The sequence below is a fragment of the Frankia sp. RB5 genome (assembly GCF_059816245.1).
In genome coordinates this window covers 134,227-150,560 of record NZ_JCBATA010000005.1, presented here as the reverse complement: position 1 = coordinate 150,560, position 16,334 = coordinate 134,227, and the positions used below count along the sequence as shown (strand labels likewise).

Sequence of the window (16,334 nt, the reverse complement as noted above, 5' to 3'; positions counted from 1 at the left end):
GTGGGCCCACGCATGGCGCGACGCTGTCCACACGCGGGGCGTGGCTGCGGGGCCGGTTGCTGCTCGCGATCGACGGGTTCGATGTCGGCGTGCTCGATACCGAGAAGAACCCCGCCGAGTTCGGCTACGTCGGGTCGGGTGAGGAGCAGTCGGCCCCGAAGATCCGGGTCGTCGAGTTCTTCGCCGCGTCCCCGCAGGAGGCGCCGGCAGCGATCGGAAGCGGTCTGGACCGCGCTGGTCGGGGTTCACGTGTGGAAACCTCGACGCCTACGAAGCCCTGCTCGACTGGGAAGCCGCGGTCACCGAGTGCGCCTGGCGGGCACTCTTCGATGCCGGTCCGCCCACCCTGGTGGCTGGCGACGGAAACCCGCCCCATGGTCGTCCAGGTATCGCACCGGTTGCTGTCACCCACGAGGTGGTCGTTCGTACTGTAGCCGGATGAGGCGGCCATTTCGAAACAGCGAGATCGAGGACAGCAACTCGGCTTTGATGCCGCGTGCACGACGCGCCGCTGTGCGTTCGTCGTGAAGAATCCAGTCTTCAAGTAGCGCCGGTAGTGAGAACTGGAGCTGAAAGGCTCGTGAACTGTCGGCGGGCACGATCATCCAGTCGCCGGTGACCTCGCGTCTGGTCACGAACTGGATGTTCACGTCTACCTCGGGGCCACGGCGAGCGACGTAGGTATCGAGCGCGGAGAGATCGGAGGGCCGCAGAGCCAGCACAAAGGGCGCGGACGGGAAGGCGAAGACCAGATTCGCGTCAAGCCGTCCGGCAAGCTCGGCCGTGAGGGACTCCAATCGATCGAGGGGAAGTGTCTGAAACTCCCGCTGCGCCGGGTTCAGCTGGTTTGCCAATCGGGCTCGACTCGCGCGCCGCTGGAAGCTCACCGCGTCACCGGCGTCTACGTCATCGATGTCGTCGGATTCCCCGTTGGTCCAGGTGTCGAATGCCAGCCTGAGTGCGGTGCGGACCTGTCCGGTGGGAAATGGTGATACCTGTGCTTCTTCGGCCAGGTCATGAAGTCCCTGCGCGACGCGGTCGGCGGCGCCCAGCAGCCCGGCGAAACCCGGGCTCGACAGGTCCACAAGTGAGATCTGCTGGGCGAGCGCGAACTGCTGGGCCGGCTTGGTGAATCCGGAGGTGGAGAACAGCACGTACCGATAGTGGTAGCGCCGCATCGGGATCGCGCGGGCACCCGCTGAGGCTGTCGAGTGATGCTCGTTGACGTCGTGGATGACTCCATGCGCGTTCCGCACGTCACCGAGACCCGTCTTCGCGGCGCGATATTTCGCCTCGACGAACACGCGCAGAGGTAGCGAGAACGGCACGGGTAAGGTCAACTCGCCGAGCACGTCGGCCTGATGATCGGTGCCCCGGCCGCGAACGAGAAGCCCATGCGCGCCTTGCCTGAGGGCCTCAGGGTCCTGCGTCTCGGACACCAGCAACCGATACCCACTCTCATAAAGAAGACGAGCCAGTACCTCCTCGAGGACGTAGCCCCGCAGTTGCTCCAAACTTGTCATCGCACCACTTCCATGCGCGCCCCGCAGCGGCGCCCGAACCCTGCCGGCCATCCCGTGCGGCCATCCATTGCGCAGGGGCCGAACCAGCTACGACATCCCCCGTCCGCCATGGACACAGCGTCCCAGAACCTGTGCACGCAGCACAAACAAGCCGCAACCATGCCTGCGGCCAGCCCCTGCACCAGCCGGCCTGCGACCAACACCGCCGCGACCAGCGCCAGCGACGCGGTCGGTGGCGTTCGGCGGCTCATCACCGCCCTTCGGGTTCGTTCAGGAACGCCAGCAGCCAGGGCAGCGTCCGCCGCATCGCCGACGGGTCGCCCGCAGCGGCCATCCGCTCCCCGAGGTAGTCGCCGTGGACTCCCGGGACGATGAGCACGCGCGCGCCCGGCGTAATCGCCGCGAGGTTGACGGTGTGCTCGGTGCGGACGACGTCCTGATCGGCGCCGACGAACAACGTGGGCGCGGCCATCGCGGCCAGCTCCTCCGGTGCCCAGTCGGCGAAGTTCAGCATCTGCCGCTGGTCGAGTTCGAACAGCAGGCGCTCGTGGTCCGGGTCGTCGGGGTTGATCTCGCGGTCGGCCTCGCGATACGTGTCGGGCATCGCTGACACGTCCGCCCCGGCGGCGAGGCCGTCCCAGAACCCGTCGATCATGCCGTCGCGCCGGTACAGCGCCGACGCGACGATCTGCCGCCGGACGAGCTCCGGGTGGCGCATGGCCAGGCGCATCGCGGTGTTGCCGCCGTTGCTGAAGCCGAGGACGTCCACCGGGCCGATGTCGAGCCGGCGCAGCAACGCCGCCACGTCGTCGGCCGAGTGCTCGAAGCTGGCGGCCCGCTCCGGGTGGCTGGGGGTGTGCCCATGCCCCTGTAGCTCGACGGCGATCACCTGCCGGGTCGGGGCGACCTCCGGGATCAGCAGACCCCAGTTCGTCCCGATCGTGGAGCCGCCGCCGTGGATCAGCAGCAGCGGCGCCGTTCCGGGACGCGGGTCGCCGTGCACCTCGTGGTGGAGATCGATGGTCATCGGTGAGTTCCTTTTGTCGATTCCGTCGTCATGACAGAGTCGGAGCCGGCCTGCGAGCTTTGCGCCGGCCGCGAGCGCAAATCCCGCCGGCCGGCTCCGACCCCTGTGTGCGAGCCGCGACCGGCGCGGTAGCAGGAAAAGGAGTACGGACATGAAGTTCCTGTTGATGCTGCACAACAACCCGGCAGCCCTTGAGGCCCTCGACGCGGCCGGCCGGCAGGCGCTCCAGGACGGCCACGCGCGTTTCATCCAGGAGACGCAGCGATCCGGCGAGCTGATCGTGACCCAGGCGCTGCAGCACCCGTCCCGCAGCGCCGTCGTCCGGGTCCGTAACGGGCAGCCCGCGGTCACCGACGGCCCCTACCTGGAGACCAAGGAGTTCCTCGGCGGCTTCTACATGCTCGACGTCGCGGACCGCGAGCGTGCGCTCGAACTCGCCGCCGGCATCCCGGACGCCGCCATCGATGGCATGGGCGTCGAGGTGCGTGAGGTCATGTTCGAGGCCGGGCTGGACTGAGTGGTCACCCGCATCGAGGGGCTCCTGCGCGAGCTCGCCCCACACGTGCTGTCCGGCCTGGTCCGCCGGTACGGCCAGTTCGACGCGTGCGAGGACGCCGTACAGGAGGCCCTCGTCGCGGCCGCCACCTCGTGGACCGAGGACACCATGCCCGAGAACCCGAAAGGCTGGCTGCGTTCCGTCGCGTCGCGCCGGCTCATCGACGAGATCCGCAGCGACGCCGCCCGCCGGCGCCGCGAGGAGACCGCCGCCGCGCTGGCCGGCAACGCCCCCGAGGCGCCGTCGCCGGCCACCGAGACCGACGACACGCTGGCCGTGCTGTTCCTGTGCTGCCACCCCGCCGTCACACCCGCATCGCAGGTCGCGCTCACCCTGCGCGCGGTGGGCGGCCTGACCACCGAGGAGATCGCCGCGGCGTTCCTTGTTCCGCCCGCGACGATGGGGCCACGGATCAGTCGCGCGAAGGCGCAGATCAAGTCCGCCGGCGCGACGTTCGCGGTGCCGTCCGACGACGAGCGGGTTACCCGGCTCCCGGTCGTTTTGCAGGTGCTGTACCTGATCTTCAACGAGGGGTACACGAGCAGTGCCGGGCCGGCCCTGCACCGTCCCGATCTCGTGGACGAGGCGATCCGGCTGACCAGGCTGCTGCGCGCGGCGCTGCCCGGCGACGGCGAGGTCGCCGGCCTGCTCGCGCTGATGCTGTTCACCGACGCCCGCCGCGACACCCGGACCAGCGGGAGTGGCGACCTCGTCCTGCTCGCCGACCAGGACCGCGCCCGCTGGGACCGCACGAAGATTGACGAGGCGAACACGCTGATCAGCTCAGCGCTTTCGACCGCACCGCCGGGGCCTTATCAGCTGCAGGCAGCGATCGCAGGTGTCCACTGCGCGGCCGCGACGGTCGCAGACACCGACTGGGCGCAGATCGCCACGCTGTACACCGTCCTCGAGACGCTCGACCCGAGCCCGGTCGTGACGATGAACCGGGCGGTGGCAGTGGCCATGAGCGACGGCCCGGACGCCGGGCTGCGCCTGCTCGACACCGTCGGGTCGGACGCCAGGCTGCGGCGTGGCCACCGATACCAGGCGACCCGCGCGCACCTGCTGGACATGGCCGGCGACCGGCCCGGCGCGCGGGCGGAGTTCGCCGCGGCGGCCGCGACGGCGCAGAGCACCCCGGAGCGCGACTACCTGGAACGTCAGGCGGCCCGCCTTGGGTGATTGGTACGCGGCGACCAGCGCACGGCGGCCAACCAACCGCCTCGAACCCGTCGGGGCCGAGGCGCATGCGACTGAACCCGCTCGCCCCACGCGGGCGTGGCGGGCGCGGGAACCGGACGGTAACATCTGGCGACTGGCCAGTCACGGCCGGTCGCGCGACGATCGAACCGTCGTGGCGTCCAGCGAACGAGGCGGGGCTGCGTACCGATGGGCCACGGATCAACCGTTCACAGTGTGACGTACGACCTGCTCAGGTCGCTGGGCATGACGACCGTCTTCGGGAACCCGGGATCGACGGAGGAGCCGTTCCTGCAGAACTTCCCGGCCGACTTCACCTATGTCCTCGGCCTGCAGGAGGCCTCCGTCATCGCCATGGCAGATGCGTTCGCGCAGGTCACCCTGCGGCCAACGCTGGTGAACCTGCATTCCTCGGCGGGCGTGGGGAACGCCATCGGCAACCTGGTCACGGCTTACCATGGCCACACACCGCTGGTCGTCACCTCGGGCCAGCAGCAGCGCGAGATGGTGATCGGCGAACCCTACCTGGGCAACCGCGACGCGACGACCCTGCCGAAGCCCTGGGTCAAGTGGGCCTATGAGCCGGCCCGCGCCGAGGATGTCCCCGCAGCCCTGATGCGGGCCTACGCGATGGCGGTGCAGCCCCCGGCCGGCCCCGTCTATCTCTCGATCCCGCTCGATGACTGGAACGTTCCGCTGGCCGGCCCGGCCGTCGTGCGTGGCGTGAGCACCCTCGTCGCGCCCGACGTCGAGAGGCTGCGGGGCTTCGCCGAGCGCATCTCCGCCAGCCGGCGACCGGCCCTGGTGTTCGGTCCCGACGTCGACCGGCGTGGCGGCTGGCACGCGGCCATCGCGCTCGCCGAGAAGCTGCGGGCATCCGTCTACGGGCCGCCGCTGCCGGATCGGATCTCGTTCCCGGAGGACCATCCTCTCTACCAGGGGCCGCTCGGGATCTCCCTGAAAGCCGTGAGCGACCGGCTCGGGGGGCACGACCTCGTGGTCGTTGCCGGCGCCGAGGTGTTCCGCTACTACCCCTATGTGCCCGGCGTCGTCCTGCCTCCTGGCACCGCGTTGCTGCACATCACGGACGACCCGGCGGTGGCCGCGTCCGCGCGCGCCGGCGACAGCGTGCTGGGCGACCCGCGGATCGCCCTCGAACTGCTCACCGAGCTGGTGGAGGAGGGCGCGCGACGCACACCCCCTGAGCCGGCGCGGCGCGCCAGGACCCTGCCCGAGGGGCCGAGCAGGCCGCTGACGGCGGCCGAGGTCCATGCGGCGCTGAACACGGCCCGCCCGCCGCACGCCGTCCTCGTCTACGAGTCGACCTCGACGATGGCCCTGCAGAACGAGTGGCTGCCGACGGTCGAGCCCGGCTCGTTCTTCGCGACGGCCAGCGGCGGCATCGGCTGGGCGGTGCCGGCCGCAGTCGGCGTGGCGCTCGGCGACCGGGCGCGCGGCGAACGCCGGCCAGTGATCGGGGTCATCGGTGACGGCTCCTTCCAGTACTCCGTGCAGGCCATCTGGACCGCCGCGCAGCACGAGTTGCCCATCGCGTACGTCGTCCTGCGTAACCGGGAGTACTCGGTGCTGAAGTCCTTCGCCGAACTGGAGAACGCCCCAGGCGTGCCAGGGCTCGACCTGCCGGGACTGGACATCGTGTCGCTGGCACGCGGCTTCGGCTGCCGGGGCGTCGACGTCGAGACCGTGGACGAGCTGGAGAAGGAACTCACCGCCGCGCTGGAGACCAACACCCCCACCGTGATCGTGGTCGAGACCAGGCCCCAGCACGCCGACCTCTGAGCCATGCCCCGCTCGCCAGGACCGTGTGCCAGCGGGCCCGGCCATCTTGAGGGGGTCGGGGCGACATCGAGCCGGCCGAGACGGAGCCGGATCTGTTTCCTGGGGCGCCGCCGGATGAGCCTGCCCGTCGAGCGCGTTGTGCGTGTCGGTTCTGAGCTGGGTGACCAAGCCGCGGGCGGTCGCGGTGCCGACTACCAGGTCTACGGAACGCCCGTTCGATTCGGCAGATGATCTAACGACCGGCGCCATCACTGGACATCATCCCTGGCCAAGGCCCGGGTAGCGACCGGCCGAACAGTGATTTCAGGGCCAGCCCAGGGCGGCCTGCGCGGTGTTCATTGCTGGCGCCGGTGGTCGCAACGGTGGAGGTCGGCCTCCAGCGCGCCCCGATCCCAGCCGGCCAGGTCGGCGGCTGCGGCGTAGGTGGTGTCCAGGAAGTCGGCGAGGACCTGGTCGGGGTTCGCGGCGGCGGCCACGGCTTCATACGGGAGCAGGAACTCGCCGCTGGGGCCGTAGTAGGCGGCGTCCGGGCGGACCGGATGGACAGCGTAGCCGGCCGGTTCGGGGTAGGCGTAGGCGTAGAATGCGCCTTCCTCGCCGCCGGGCCAGAATCCGCAACTGGCCAACTCGTGGGAGTAGCCCTCGCGCGTCACCCACACGGGGAGATTCGGGACTCCGCCGGGGTTGGGTGGGGCGGTGCGTCCGGAGAACCGGGTGCAGGCCATGTCCATGCCGCCCCAGAAGAAATGCACTGGGCTGGCCTTGCCGATGAACCGGGACCGGAACACCGTGATGACCCGGTTGGCCCGCAGGAGCTGGCGCCAGAATAGCTCGACCGCGTGCGGGTCGTAGGAGGCGTGCTGGTAGTCGTCGGCGAACGGGATGGCCGGATCGACCTCGTTTGGCCTGGCATGGATATGGGTTTGGATGCCCAGGTCATCCAGAGCCTGCATGGTTTCGGTGTAGAACTGGGCCACCGGTTTAGGCGCCAGCGCCACCTGCTGGCGGCGGCCGTCGCTGGTACGGATATGTAGCTGATGGTCGAGGAAGTCGAACTCGATGTCGAAATCCCCATTGCGGTACGGGACGGTCGAGGTGGTCAACCCGCGCGGGTTGACGTATAGGGTGACATGCCACCAGTGGTTGATCATCGGCGCATGCGCCATGCGGATCTTGCCGACGATCTGGGTCCACATGTGCAGCGTGTCCTTCGTGTCGCTCCAGTCCCGCAGCCGCAACCGCGGCCACACCTGCGTCTGCACTGTGCTCTGCTCGGTCATCGTTCCTCCCACGGATACCCGGCATCGTTCCTATTGATCAACGCCCACCGACGCGCACACGCCGGCCGGTAGGCGCGGTCGTCGCCGTGACGGGCGATCAGCCGGCGTCGACGCCTTGCCAGCCCGGTGAACATCCGCAGCGCGATGCGTTTGGGTATGAGCCGAACGCCACCCACCCCGTTAGGCGGGTCCGCATCGCGGCCATGATGAGCATCTGGGGGGTGCCGGGGGAGGAACCGGGCTCCCAATCCGGTGCATCCCGCCCCGGCCGGACTCCAGCCAGCGGGCCAGCGTGGAGTCCTGGCCGGGGCACTCCGGTGCGCGTCCGCGTCGGCGAGCGAGCGGGCCGGCCGGCCACACCGGCTGGGCGGGCGCCGAATGAGCTCAACGCCGCATCGACGAACAGGTCACGCAAGCATCTTTCCCACGGCTGCTGAACCCCGGCGCCGTCGAGGAATCCACCGTCCTGCCATTCCGACGCCCGGGTCGCCCCTTCCGTTCACCCCGACGTCACCAACCGGATCCGGGGAAATGAGAGGAGGATCAGGCGCGGGCGGCCGCAGCGTCGGCGCGGGCCAAGGTGGCGTCCAGGACGGCGTACTCGGCTTCTTCCACAGCGGAGATGGCGAAAGAGATCGCGCAGGCGGCGTCGTCCTCCGCGTACTCCGCACGCCGCTCGGCACGGTTGGCGTCGCGCTCCGCCTGCTTCTGTTGGACCTCGGCACGCACCTCGCTCACATGGTCCTTCCAGCGGTCCTGGATCTCGCTCCACCGACTGGAAGCCTCCTGGGTAACGTCCGCCGCCTTCTCGCGAAGCTCGCCCGCGCGCTGCTCGGCGTTGGCACGAGCCTGCTCGACTTTGGCCGCCAACTCCTCGCGGGTCTCGGCCTCGGCCGTGCCCGCGGCATCCTCGGCTGCCTTGGCGCGCCCTGAAAGGTAGGCCAGTTGCTCGGACAAACGGGCCATAGTGCTCACCCTTCCGCTGTCTTCCTGCACAATCACACGGCAGTTACGCTAACGCGGCTTCTCGGCTCACGCAGGTTGACCAACGACGGCGGCCGCCGCACCAGCATCCCCATTACCATGATATGGGGCCATCTATCGACCTCAACCGGCGGATGAGGGATTCGGCGTGGTCGGGGCGGCGTTCGTAGTCGCGGGCGTGCCGGCGGTGCCCGGTGATCCACGACGGAGTTCTCTCGACGACCCACCGGCGTGGCAGGACGGAGAAGCCCTTCTGTCCGGCGGGTTTACGCACCACCTGCACGGTGAGGGTCAGGATCCGGACAGCCCAGTCGACGAACGTGCCCGTGAAGCCGGCGTCGGCGAACACCAGCCGTAGCCGCCGGCCGGCGAAGAAACCGTCGAGCAGGAGCTGCCGGCCGCCGGCGGTGTCATGCGTGCTCGCCGGGACCACGAGCACGGCCAGCAGCAGGCCCATCGTGTCCACGACGACGAACCGCTTGCGGCCGTCGATTTTCTTGCCGGCGTCGTAGCCGCGGGAGGACGCCGGGACGGTGTCAGCGCCCTTCACCGACTGGGAATCGATGATCCCCGCGGTCGGTTCCGGGGCCCGGCCTTCCTGAGCGCGGGCCTGCTCCCGCAGCGCATCGTGAACACGTTCGGTCACACCCAGGTCGTGCCAGCGGGCGAAGTAGTAGTACACGGTCTGCCACGGCGGATAGTCCGACGGCAACGCCCGCCACGCACAGCCGTTACGCACCACGTACAGGATCGCGTCGACGACATCGCGCCGATCATGCTTCTCCCGGCGACCCACCACCGCCGGCGGCGGGAGCAACGGCCCGACCAACGCCCACTGCGAGTCCGACAGATCCGACGGATACCGATGACGAGGAGCACGCGCCATCCGTCCACCGTCAGCCCCCCGCCACCCCCACCCGGCCATGATCCGACGAGTGCACCCCCATCGCACACCCCGCAAATCCAGCCGGATAGGCCAGGTCCAACGAGACACCAGATCGCTGTCCTCGCGCACCTCGACAGGCCCAGGTCATGAACGATGAGCAAGGTCCACTCTCCCTGGCTGCCCGGCTGGCCGTGGCTGAGCGCTCATCCTCGCGTCGAGGACCGAGTGACGGTGCTGGAGACCCGGCTCGTTGCGCCCGAAGACCAGTTCGGACCGCGCGCCCGAGGAAAGGTTCTTCTGGATTTCGACAGCGAGCTGATAGTCCTCGTCGCGGACTGTCGAGTGCGCGAAGTCGAACAGTCTTTCCGCGCCCGCCCGGGTGGTCTCGTCCGCAAGGTCCAGCTTTGAGGCGTTCTGGTGGCAGGTCACCGAGTGCCCGGGCCCGTTGCCGGGGTAGATCCGGAAGACCTCGCTGTTGGCGGCACTCACCGAAACGACGATGTTGGGAAACAGCGCGTAGGCGATCGACAGGTTGTCCAGCGGCTGCCATTCTTCGGCGGACCGGTCCGCGAGGCCCGTGAGGTGCCGCAACGGAACGACCAGCCGATGGTGCGGGCCGAACGAGTCGAAAAGCGCGCAGTTTCCCAGGGCAAGCTGGGCGAACGTGTCGCGGTGCAGGGTGGAGAAGTGATAGCTCTCGGCGAAAGTGTCCAGAGCGAGCTTCCAGTTGATCGGGGAGTCGAGAACCCGCTCACCCACCGGCGACCAGTCGCCGATCCCCCACGAGGCAAGCTCCGGACCGAGCGGCCCCAGATGGGCCTCGATGTCCAGGGGCCCGTTCTCCGGCTGGAGGCCGACCCACAGAAACCCGGCATGCTCCGCGGCCGGCAGTTCCGTGAGGCCTGTTCCGCCGGCCGCCAGTGACGGGAAACCCTCACGGCCGGGCCCTCCGACGAAGCGGCCCGCAGCGTCGTACGTCCAGGCGTGGTACGGGCACACGAACCGTTCGGCTGTGCCGCAGCGCACCGCGACCGGTGCCTGGCGATGAGCGCAGATGTTGTGGAAGGCCCTGACGGTGCCGTCCTGACTCCGGGTCAGAAGCACGGGAACGTCCATCACCGTCTTCGTGCAGAAACTTCCGGCGGTCGGCAGCTCCGAGCGGTAGCCGACCAGCTGTGGCGAGCCGAAAAGGAGTTCGCGTTCACGTTCGAAACGTTGCTGGCTGGTGTAGGCATCGGCCGGCTGACGGCGTTCAGCCGGCTCCATGTCGGTTGTCCGGTCCATGGCGACTTTGAGCGCGCGCCGGGTGAGGTCCATGAGCTCGCTGCGGTCCATCGGTGGCTCCCTTGTACGGCGGCCGGGTCGTGGCCGGCCCGCCGGGTGATCGGTGGATTCTCCGGCCGATCGTGTCCGGGCCGGAGAGAAATCAGGACCTGTGGATCTTTTCGAGAACGTCGGCGGTATGGCTAGCCGCGTTCTCCGTCTTCAGCCGGGTGGCCAGCCGCGCTGCACGTTCCCGTGGTTCGGGGGCCAGCAGGGGGGCCGCGGCGGCGACGAGGGCCCGCTCGCTCATCTCGGGGAAGCGAAGGGATGCGCCGACACCGAGGCGTTCGAGCCGGGCGCCCCAGAAGGGCTGGTCGCCGATGACCGAGCACACGACGGTCGGCAGTCCGGCTGCGACGGAGGCCGCTGTGGTGCCGGCGCCGCCATGGTGCACGGCGATGCGGCAACGCGAGAGCACCGTGTCGTGGTCGAGGTCTCCGACGACGCACACTCGCCGGTCGGTGCTGACGCCGGTCGTGGCCCACGCCCCGCTCACCAGCGCGCGCAGCCCCAACCGGTCGGCGACCGTGCTGAGCAACTCGAGGATCCGGGGCGGATCCAGGACCGGCATGCTCCCGAATCCGAAGTACGCGGGTGGCTCACCCTCGTCCAGCCACTGGTCGACGGCGGGGTCGAGCTGGTGTTCCCCGAGCAGCCGGCGCTGCTCGGGCGACAGGGTGAGGAAACCGACCAGCGGGCGACGCTCACCCCAGTCGGCGAGTTCGGGCACCAGGAACCGGCTGTAGGCCTGGATCTCCGTCGAGCCGGCCCGCGCCAGCCGGCGTGGGGTGGGTTCCCGGGCCGGCCGCAGGCCCAGCCTCGCACGCAGCCGATTGACGTCGGCGGCGAGGACCCGCCACCCGGCGAGCTCGACCGCCGGATACATCAGGCGATTGACGACCCGCGGCAGCCGGCGGGTGCTGGCGATGAAGAAGGGGAAATCTCCGTTGGCCCGCATCGGCGCGTGGTGCAGACATGCCATCGGCACCCCCCGCCACTCCGCGATACAGGCCGCCTCGTCCTCGGTGGTGACACCGGACACGATGAGATCGGCGCCGGCGGAGATGTCCGCCATGGCGTCTGCGATACGTTCCGTCTGCTGGCGTTTGTACCGACTGAATCCGTTCATGATTTTCCACAGGTCACCTGAAGCCAGCCAGGCCCGTACCTCTTCCGAGCCCATGAACTCATGCGCGTCGATGCCGATCGACGCTGTGTCGAGTCCCATTCTGAGACCGAAACTGGCAAGGTCCCCGGGCACGCCCAACACCACCTCGTGACCGCGCCGGGCCAGTTCGGCGCCGATTATCGCCGCGGGTTGGGCATCCCCCCGGGTGCCCATCGCGAAGATTGCAACACGCACGGTGCAGCCTTTCCTCAGGAAATCCGACCAGCACGGTGGAGAGAAGGCCGGTACATGGGCCTGCGTCGCCGTTTTCGTGCTCTGAGGACATGGTGGCTTCGGTCGTGCTGTCCGGCGATCTCACCGGACGCATTCGCGCGGGGAACCGTCCGGAAACGCCGGTGCGGGCCCTTCGGCCGTGCAGGCGTGTCCGTGTCCGTGTCCGGTGCGGCCGGACGCCGGGCGCGCTGTCGCACGGAGAGTCTGCCCTCGCACGGCGGATCGGCTCAGGTGCGGATCGGCTCAGGTGCGGACCGTGTCGTGTCTCATCAGGCCGGACAGCTGGGTTCGCGCCGTCACATCCAGCTTCCCGAACACGGCACGCAGACGGTGTTCGACGGTCTTCTCGCTGAGGACGAGCTCCCGGGCGACCTGACGGTTGGTGAGACCCGCGGCGACCAGCTTGGCGACGGCGAGCTCCGGGGTGGTCAGGCGGGATGCGTCCGGTTCCCGGCTGCGGCCTTGCCGAGGCGTCCATCCGCCGGCGACGAGCTCGTTCTCGCAGCGGTCCAGATAGGGGCGGGCGCCGAGCAGGCTGAAGGTGCCATGGGCGGCCCCGAGCTGCCTGACGGCGTCGGCGGGCCGGCCTGCCCTGCGCAGGAAGGCACCGTAGAAGTGGTGGAGCAGCGCCTGCTCGAACGGCAGGTCGACGTGTTCCCATTCGGCGAGGCCCGCACGAAAGGCCCTGTCGGCTGCGCTCGTGTTGTCTCGGCGTGCTTCCAGGTTGCCGCGGCTGCGGGCGGCGGCGGCCATCGTGGCGCGGCGCCCACGCTGTCTGGCTGCCGCCTCGAACCGGATCAGCACCTCCTCGGCCCGTCCGAGGTCACCGACCTCCACCAGCGCGTCGACCAGGGTGTCCTGCCACCCGGAGGTCCCGGGCTCGGCATCAAGGTCCAGCAGCCCGGACCGGACCGGCGGTTCGAGAGCCGCGACGATCTCGGCGGGTAGGCCACGGGCCCGTGCCAGGTGGGCCGTGGCGATGGCCGCGCTCGCGACCAGATAGGGAAACCCGCTTTCGGCGAAGGCCTGCGTCGTCCGGACGTGTTCCTCGGCCTGCACCCAGTGGCCACGAGCCGCGGGCACCAGGACGCCGACCTGATGGCAGTACGGGAGGAGAGCGCCGTCGTCGGAGTCGGCCATCAGCGACAACGCGTGATCGCAGTGGATCGCGGCATCGTCCCAGAGCCCCGCCCGGTACTCGGCCTGGGCGAGCGTGGTGGTGACCGACACCCGGAACAGGAGCGAGCGGCCCCGGCCGGCGGCCAGGACCCCGCCGAGGTCCCGGCGCGCGCCGGCGAAATCGTCGACGAGAGCGTGCAGGGAACCCCTGCCCGCGAGCATGTCCAGGTCAGCCATGGAGGCGACGGCGGGGTCCGGCAGGTCGGCGGCCGACTCGAGGACGGCGTCGAGATGCCCGCTCATCGCCAGCCCGCCCATCCGGATCTGCCCGATGAGGTCGAACGCCGCGTTGCCGGGGCTCAGCGCCAGCGCCCGCCCGGCCCACTCGGCGGACTCCGCGCCGAGGAGCTTCGTCTGGCAGAGGGCGGCGAGCCAGCCGGCGACCCGGGCTGCGAGCAGCGGGTCGGCGTCGGCACCACCGTCCGGGTCGCAGCGCTTCCAGGCGCTCCGTAGCCGGGTCTCGGCCTCGTCCGCGTCACCGCGCTGGAAGGCGAAGCGGCCCAGCAGGTAGTCACGCCAGGCGGTCGGCCGGAAACCGCGAACCTCACCGACCTTCCCGAGCGGATCAGGCACGTCACCCGCCAGCAGCTGGCAGTCCGCCGCTTCCAGCGTCAGCTGCTCGTAGTCGGTGCGCGACGGGGCGAGCCGGGCGGCGGCGGACAGCTGGTTCGCGGCGGCGGCCCACGCCCCCGCGGTCGCCTGCTCCCGGCCCAGCCTGGCCAGCTCCAGGGCCAGCCTGCCGTCCGGCCCGGTGGCGGCACGGGCCAGATGGTGCAGCCGCAGGGCCACCTCCTCAGCGAGAGCCGCCGCACGGATGTGCAGCTCGGCGCGGCGCGCCGGGCCGGCCTGCTCGTAGATCGCGGCGTGCACCAGCGGATGCGGGAACCGAAGACCCCGCGCGACCGGCCGCTCCATCAACAGACCCGCCGCGATCGCCTGCTCCAGGGCGGGCAGCGGCTCGTCCACCCCGCCGACGGCGGCGGCCTGGGCCAGAGTGGGATGCGCCCCGAGGACGCTGGCCGCGGTGGCCAGCTCCCGGCCCCCGGCCGGCGCCGCCGCAAGCCTCGCCACGACGAGCATCGCGAACGAGCGCGGCACCGGCAGCGGCACGTCGAGATTGTCGAAGGCCTCCGCCGGGACCTCCTCGAGCAGCGCCCGGGCGTGCAGTGGATTGCCGCCAGTGTGGGCTCGCAGGCGGGCGCACGCCCGCCAGGACAGCGGCCCGGTGACGTGCGCGGAGCTCAGGGCCCGCAGCTCGGTGTCGTCCAGCCCCTCGAGCAGGAGGCGGACGGTCCGCTCGTCCATCAGCAGCCGGCGCAGCCCGTCCGGAAGCCGCGCGTCCACCAGATCCCGGACCATCATCAGGGCGAGCACCCGGTCGGCCCGCAACCGCCGCAGCGCGAACGTCAGCGCCTGCAGGGACGGCCGATCCGCCCAGTGCGCGTCGTCGACGACCAGCACGACCGGGCCGGACCGCTGCAGCTCGCCGAGCAGCTCGACCAGAGCCGCGCCGGCGACCAGCGGATCGGGCGACGGGCCGCGGATGGATCCCGCGGGGCCGGTCAGCTCACCCGGACCGCTCGGGGAGGGCTGGTCCGCTCGGAGGACCCGGGCCGCCTCGGCGGTCAGCTGGTCGAGCACCCCGAAACTGAGACCCGTCTCTTCCTCCTCGCCGCTCGCCCACAGCACGGCGCCGGCATCCGCCTCGCCGAGGAGATGACGGACCAGGGCCGTCTTGCCGATTCCCGCCGGGCCCTCCAGCAGCGCGACCCGCGGCCGCCCGCCGTGGACATCGGCGACCGCCCGGCGCAGCTGACGCAGCGCCTCCGGCCGCCCCACGAACGACGCCGGCCCACCATCCACCAGCAGTGCGTCCGGTATGGCGCCAGCCGCCAGGCCGGATCCCGGACCCGGCCGACCCGGCCGCAGGTCGGACACCGAGGCCGGTCCCGGGTCGGCGGCCTGCGGCTCGATCCGGGCCAACCGCCGGGCCGCCTCCGTCGCCGAGCGGTTGACGCTGCGCAGGCCGGCCATCCTGATCAGCAGGTCGCGGTAGGCGTCGTCCCAGCGCTGCCGGTCCCCCAGATCGTCAGGCAGCGGCCGACCGGACTCCTGCGCGACCCGGATACAGGTGTCGACGAACACCTCGAGGTGATCCTGCGTGGGCCGCACCGGCCGGCTTCTGCTGATCATTCCGTCGACGGTGCTGCGTTTCAGGCGCAACGGCGGTTCCCCGGGCCGCCGTCGGGGGGTCTTCGCACTGGCGGCCACCAGATCCCGGATCGACAGACCCGCGGCATCCCGCAGCGCCCGCAACCGCTCCGCGAACTCCGGCCGGGGATCCGGCGCACCACCCACCAAAACCCCCCGCCCGAGGCATCCCTCGGGTGTCCGGCGGCGCCGGACACCCGAGGGATCACGATAACTCGCACCGTGACCGAATGGCCGGGAGCCGTGACGAATGCAGCCGGCTCGGTGTGCCTACAGGTCCCGCAGTCGTCAGCCTCGGACAGTCACAGGTCCGCGGCGGCCGGGTGGGATGAACTGGTAGCCGGCTCGGCGAAGCCTGTTGATCACGGTGGAGCGCAGGGTCGCGATGTTGGTCGGGATGTTGCCGGTGCGCAGGGTGGAGGCGTCTTCGCCGAATGACACATCGCGGATGTAGTGGACCTTGTTCGTGTGCCCAGGAGACGGGAGGTGACGCCGTGTAAGCGGCTGGTCTGACTGTCGTAAGCCTGTCGTCGCTTGCCGGTGAGAGTCCGGTCCGGGTAGCTGCCAGGAGGCCCGGTAGCAGGCTGGCGGCTTCGTCTGGAAACGGGCGGGGTCGAAGCCCAGCGTCGAAAGCCCTGTTAGGGGGAGCGACAGTGCGGTCCGTAGCATCACGCGAAGCCTGCGGCGTCGTTATTCACTCGTCCTTTGGGTGGGGCAAGGGAGTGCCGAGCCTCTCGAACTCGAGGTGAAGGCCATGGAAGCGGTGAAGACCCTGGAGTCGCAGCCGTGAGGAACTCCCCGGCGTAAGGGGCGCGGAACGTACTGATAGTGGCGGCGGGAACTGGGGAGGCCCTCCCCGGCCCGGCAGACTGCGGAAATCTGCTGGAAAGCCGTGCCTTATAACCGGTGATCCCGGGAAGTGGGTGGCGGGCCGGGCGGGCGTCGGAGGCGGCCATAGTACCG

At 70.2% G+C, this 16,334-nt stretch carries 11 protein-coding genes and 1 pseudogene; 3 read left to right on the top strand and 9 right to left on the bottom strand.

The annotated features are described in order from the left end of the window. Positions 1 to 404: 404 nt before the first annotated feature. Positions 405 to 1,523 carry a restriction endonuclease gene (locus tag AC6EXY_RS04215; RefSeq protein WP_165818332.1) on the bottom strand — a complete coding sequence of 373 codons (1,119 nt, stop codon included), beginning with the start codon at positions 1,521 to 1,523 and terminating at the stop codon, positions 405 to 407. A 250-nt stretch (positions 1,524 to 1,773) separates the two neighbouring features. Beyond that, positions 1,774 to 2,550, bottom strand: a complete 777-nt coding sequence (locus AC6EXY_RS04210) for an alpha/beta fold hydrolase (protein ID WP_101831440.1) — start codon at positions 2,548 to 2,550, stop codon at positions 1,774 to 1,776. Positions 2,551 to 2,701: 151 nt separating this feature from the next. Between AC6EXY_RS04210 and AC6EXY_RS04205 the strand changes: the two genes are divergently transcribed. From AC6EXY_RS04205 to mdlC, 3 genes are all read left to right on the top strand, one after another. After that, positions 2,702 to 3,067 carry a YciI family protein gene (locus AC6EXY_RS04205; protein ID WP_101831441.1) on the top strand — a complete coding sequence of 122 codons (366 nt, stop codon included), beginning with the start codon at positions 2,702 to 2,704 and terminating at the stop codon, positions 3,065 to 3,067. Continuing rightward, complete coding sequence (locus tag AC6EXY_RS04200; RefSeq protein WP_499816600.1) at positions 3,068 to 4,288, top strand: RNA polymerase sigma factor; 1,221 nt, start codon at positions 3,068 to 3,070, stop codon at positions 4,286 to 4,288. A 207-nt stretch (positions 4,289 to 4,495) separates the two neighbouring features. After that, on the top strand, positions 4,496 to 6,106 hold the full coding sequence (gene mdlC / locus AC6EXY_RS04195) for a benzoylformate decarboxylase (RefSeq protein WP_499816601.1): 1,611 nt from the start codon (positions 4,496 to 4,498) through the stop codon (positions 6,104 to 6,106). 335 nt (positions 6,107 to 6,441) lie between these two features. Here mdlC and AC6EXY_RS04190 read toward each other — a convergent pair whose 3' ends face one another. The 7 genes and pseudogenes from AC6EXY_RS04190 to AC6EXY_RS04160 form a co-directional block, all read right to left on the bottom strand. Further along, entirely contained in the window at positions 6,442 to 7,386 is a 945-nt protein-coding gene (locus AC6EXY_RS04190; RefSeq protein ID WP_499816602.1) for a DUF5996 family protein, read from the bottom strand. Positions 7,387 to 7,929: 543 nt separating this feature from the next. After that, positions 7,930 to 8,352 carry a hypothetical protein gene (locus AC6EXY_RS04185; RefSeq protein WP_101831540.1) on the bottom strand — a complete coding sequence of 141 codons (423 nt, stop codon included), beginning with the start codon at positions 8,350 to 8,352 and terminating at the stop codon, positions 7,930 to 7,932. Between the two features lie 148 nt (positions 8,353 to 8,500). Continuing rightward, positions 8,501 to 9,232 (bottom strand): annotated as a pseudogene (locus AC6EXY_RS04180) (IS5 family transposase); the annotation flags it as partial. A gap of 168 nt (positions 9,233 to 9,400) precedes the next feature. After that, the gene (locus AC6EXY_RS04175) at positions 9,401 to 10,591 is read right to left on the bottom strand and encodes an aromatic ring-hydroxylating oxygenase subunit alpha (RefSeq protein WP_499816603.1); all 1,191 of its coding nucleotides are present in this window, start codon (positions 10,589 to 10,591) and stop codon (positions 9,401 to 9,403) included. A gap of 91 nt (positions 10,592 to 10,682) precedes the next feature. After that, a complete protein-coding gene (locus AC6EXY_RS04170; RefSeq protein WP_101831446.1) occupies positions 10,683 to 11,942 on the bottom strand; it encodes a glycosyltransferase in 1,260 nt (419 codons plus the stop codon). A gap of 282 nt (positions 11,943 to 12,224) precedes the next feature. Continuing rightward, positions 12,225 to 15,518, bottom strand: coding sequence for an ATP-binding protein (locus AC6EXY_RS04165; protein ID WP_499816604.1), 3,294 nt, complete (start codon positions 15,516 to 15,518; stop codon positions 12,225 to 12,227). Positions 15,519 to 15,659: 141 nt separating this feature from the next. Beyond that, entirely contained in the window at positions 15,660 to 15,812 is a 153-nt protein-coding gene (locus AC6EXY_RS04160) for a hypothetical protein (RefSeq protein ID WP_165818333.1), read from the bottom strand. Positions 15,813 to 16,334: the final 522 nt, after the last annotated feature.

What these genes read in the sequence shown, in the direction of transcription:
- AC6EXY_RS04215 (WP_165818332.1), bottom strand. Translation starts at nt 1,523, where the DNA reads ATGACAAGTTTGGAGCAACTGCGGGGCTACGTCCTCGAGGAGGTACTG.
- AC6EXY_RS04210 (WP_101831440.1), bottom strand. Translation starts at nt 2,550, where the DNA reads ATGACCATCGATCTCCACCACGAGGTGCACGGCGACCCGCGTCCCGGA.
- AC6EXY_RS04205 (WP_101831441.1), top strand. Translation starts at nt 2,702, where the DNA reads ATGAAGTTCCTGTTGATGCTGCACAACAACCCGGCAGCCCTTGAGGCC.
- mdlC (WP_499816601.1), top strand. Translation starts at nt 4,496, where the DNA reads ATGGGCCACGGATCAACCGTTCACAGTGTGACGTACGACCTGCTCAGG.
- AC6EXY_RS04190 (WP_499816602.1), bottom strand. Translation starts at nt 7,386, where the DNA reads ATGACCGAGCAGAGCACAGTGCAGACGCAGGTGTGGCCGCGGTTGCGG.
- AC6EXY_RS04185 (WP_101831540.1), bottom strand. Translation starts at nt 8,352, where the DNA reads ATGGCCCGTTTGTCCGAGCAACTGGCCTACCTTTCAGGGCGCGCCAAG.
- AC6EXY_RS04175 (WP_499816603.1), bottom strand. Translation starts at nt 10,591, where the DNA reads ATGGACCGCAGCGAGCTCATGGACCTCACCCGGCGCGCGCTCAAAGTC.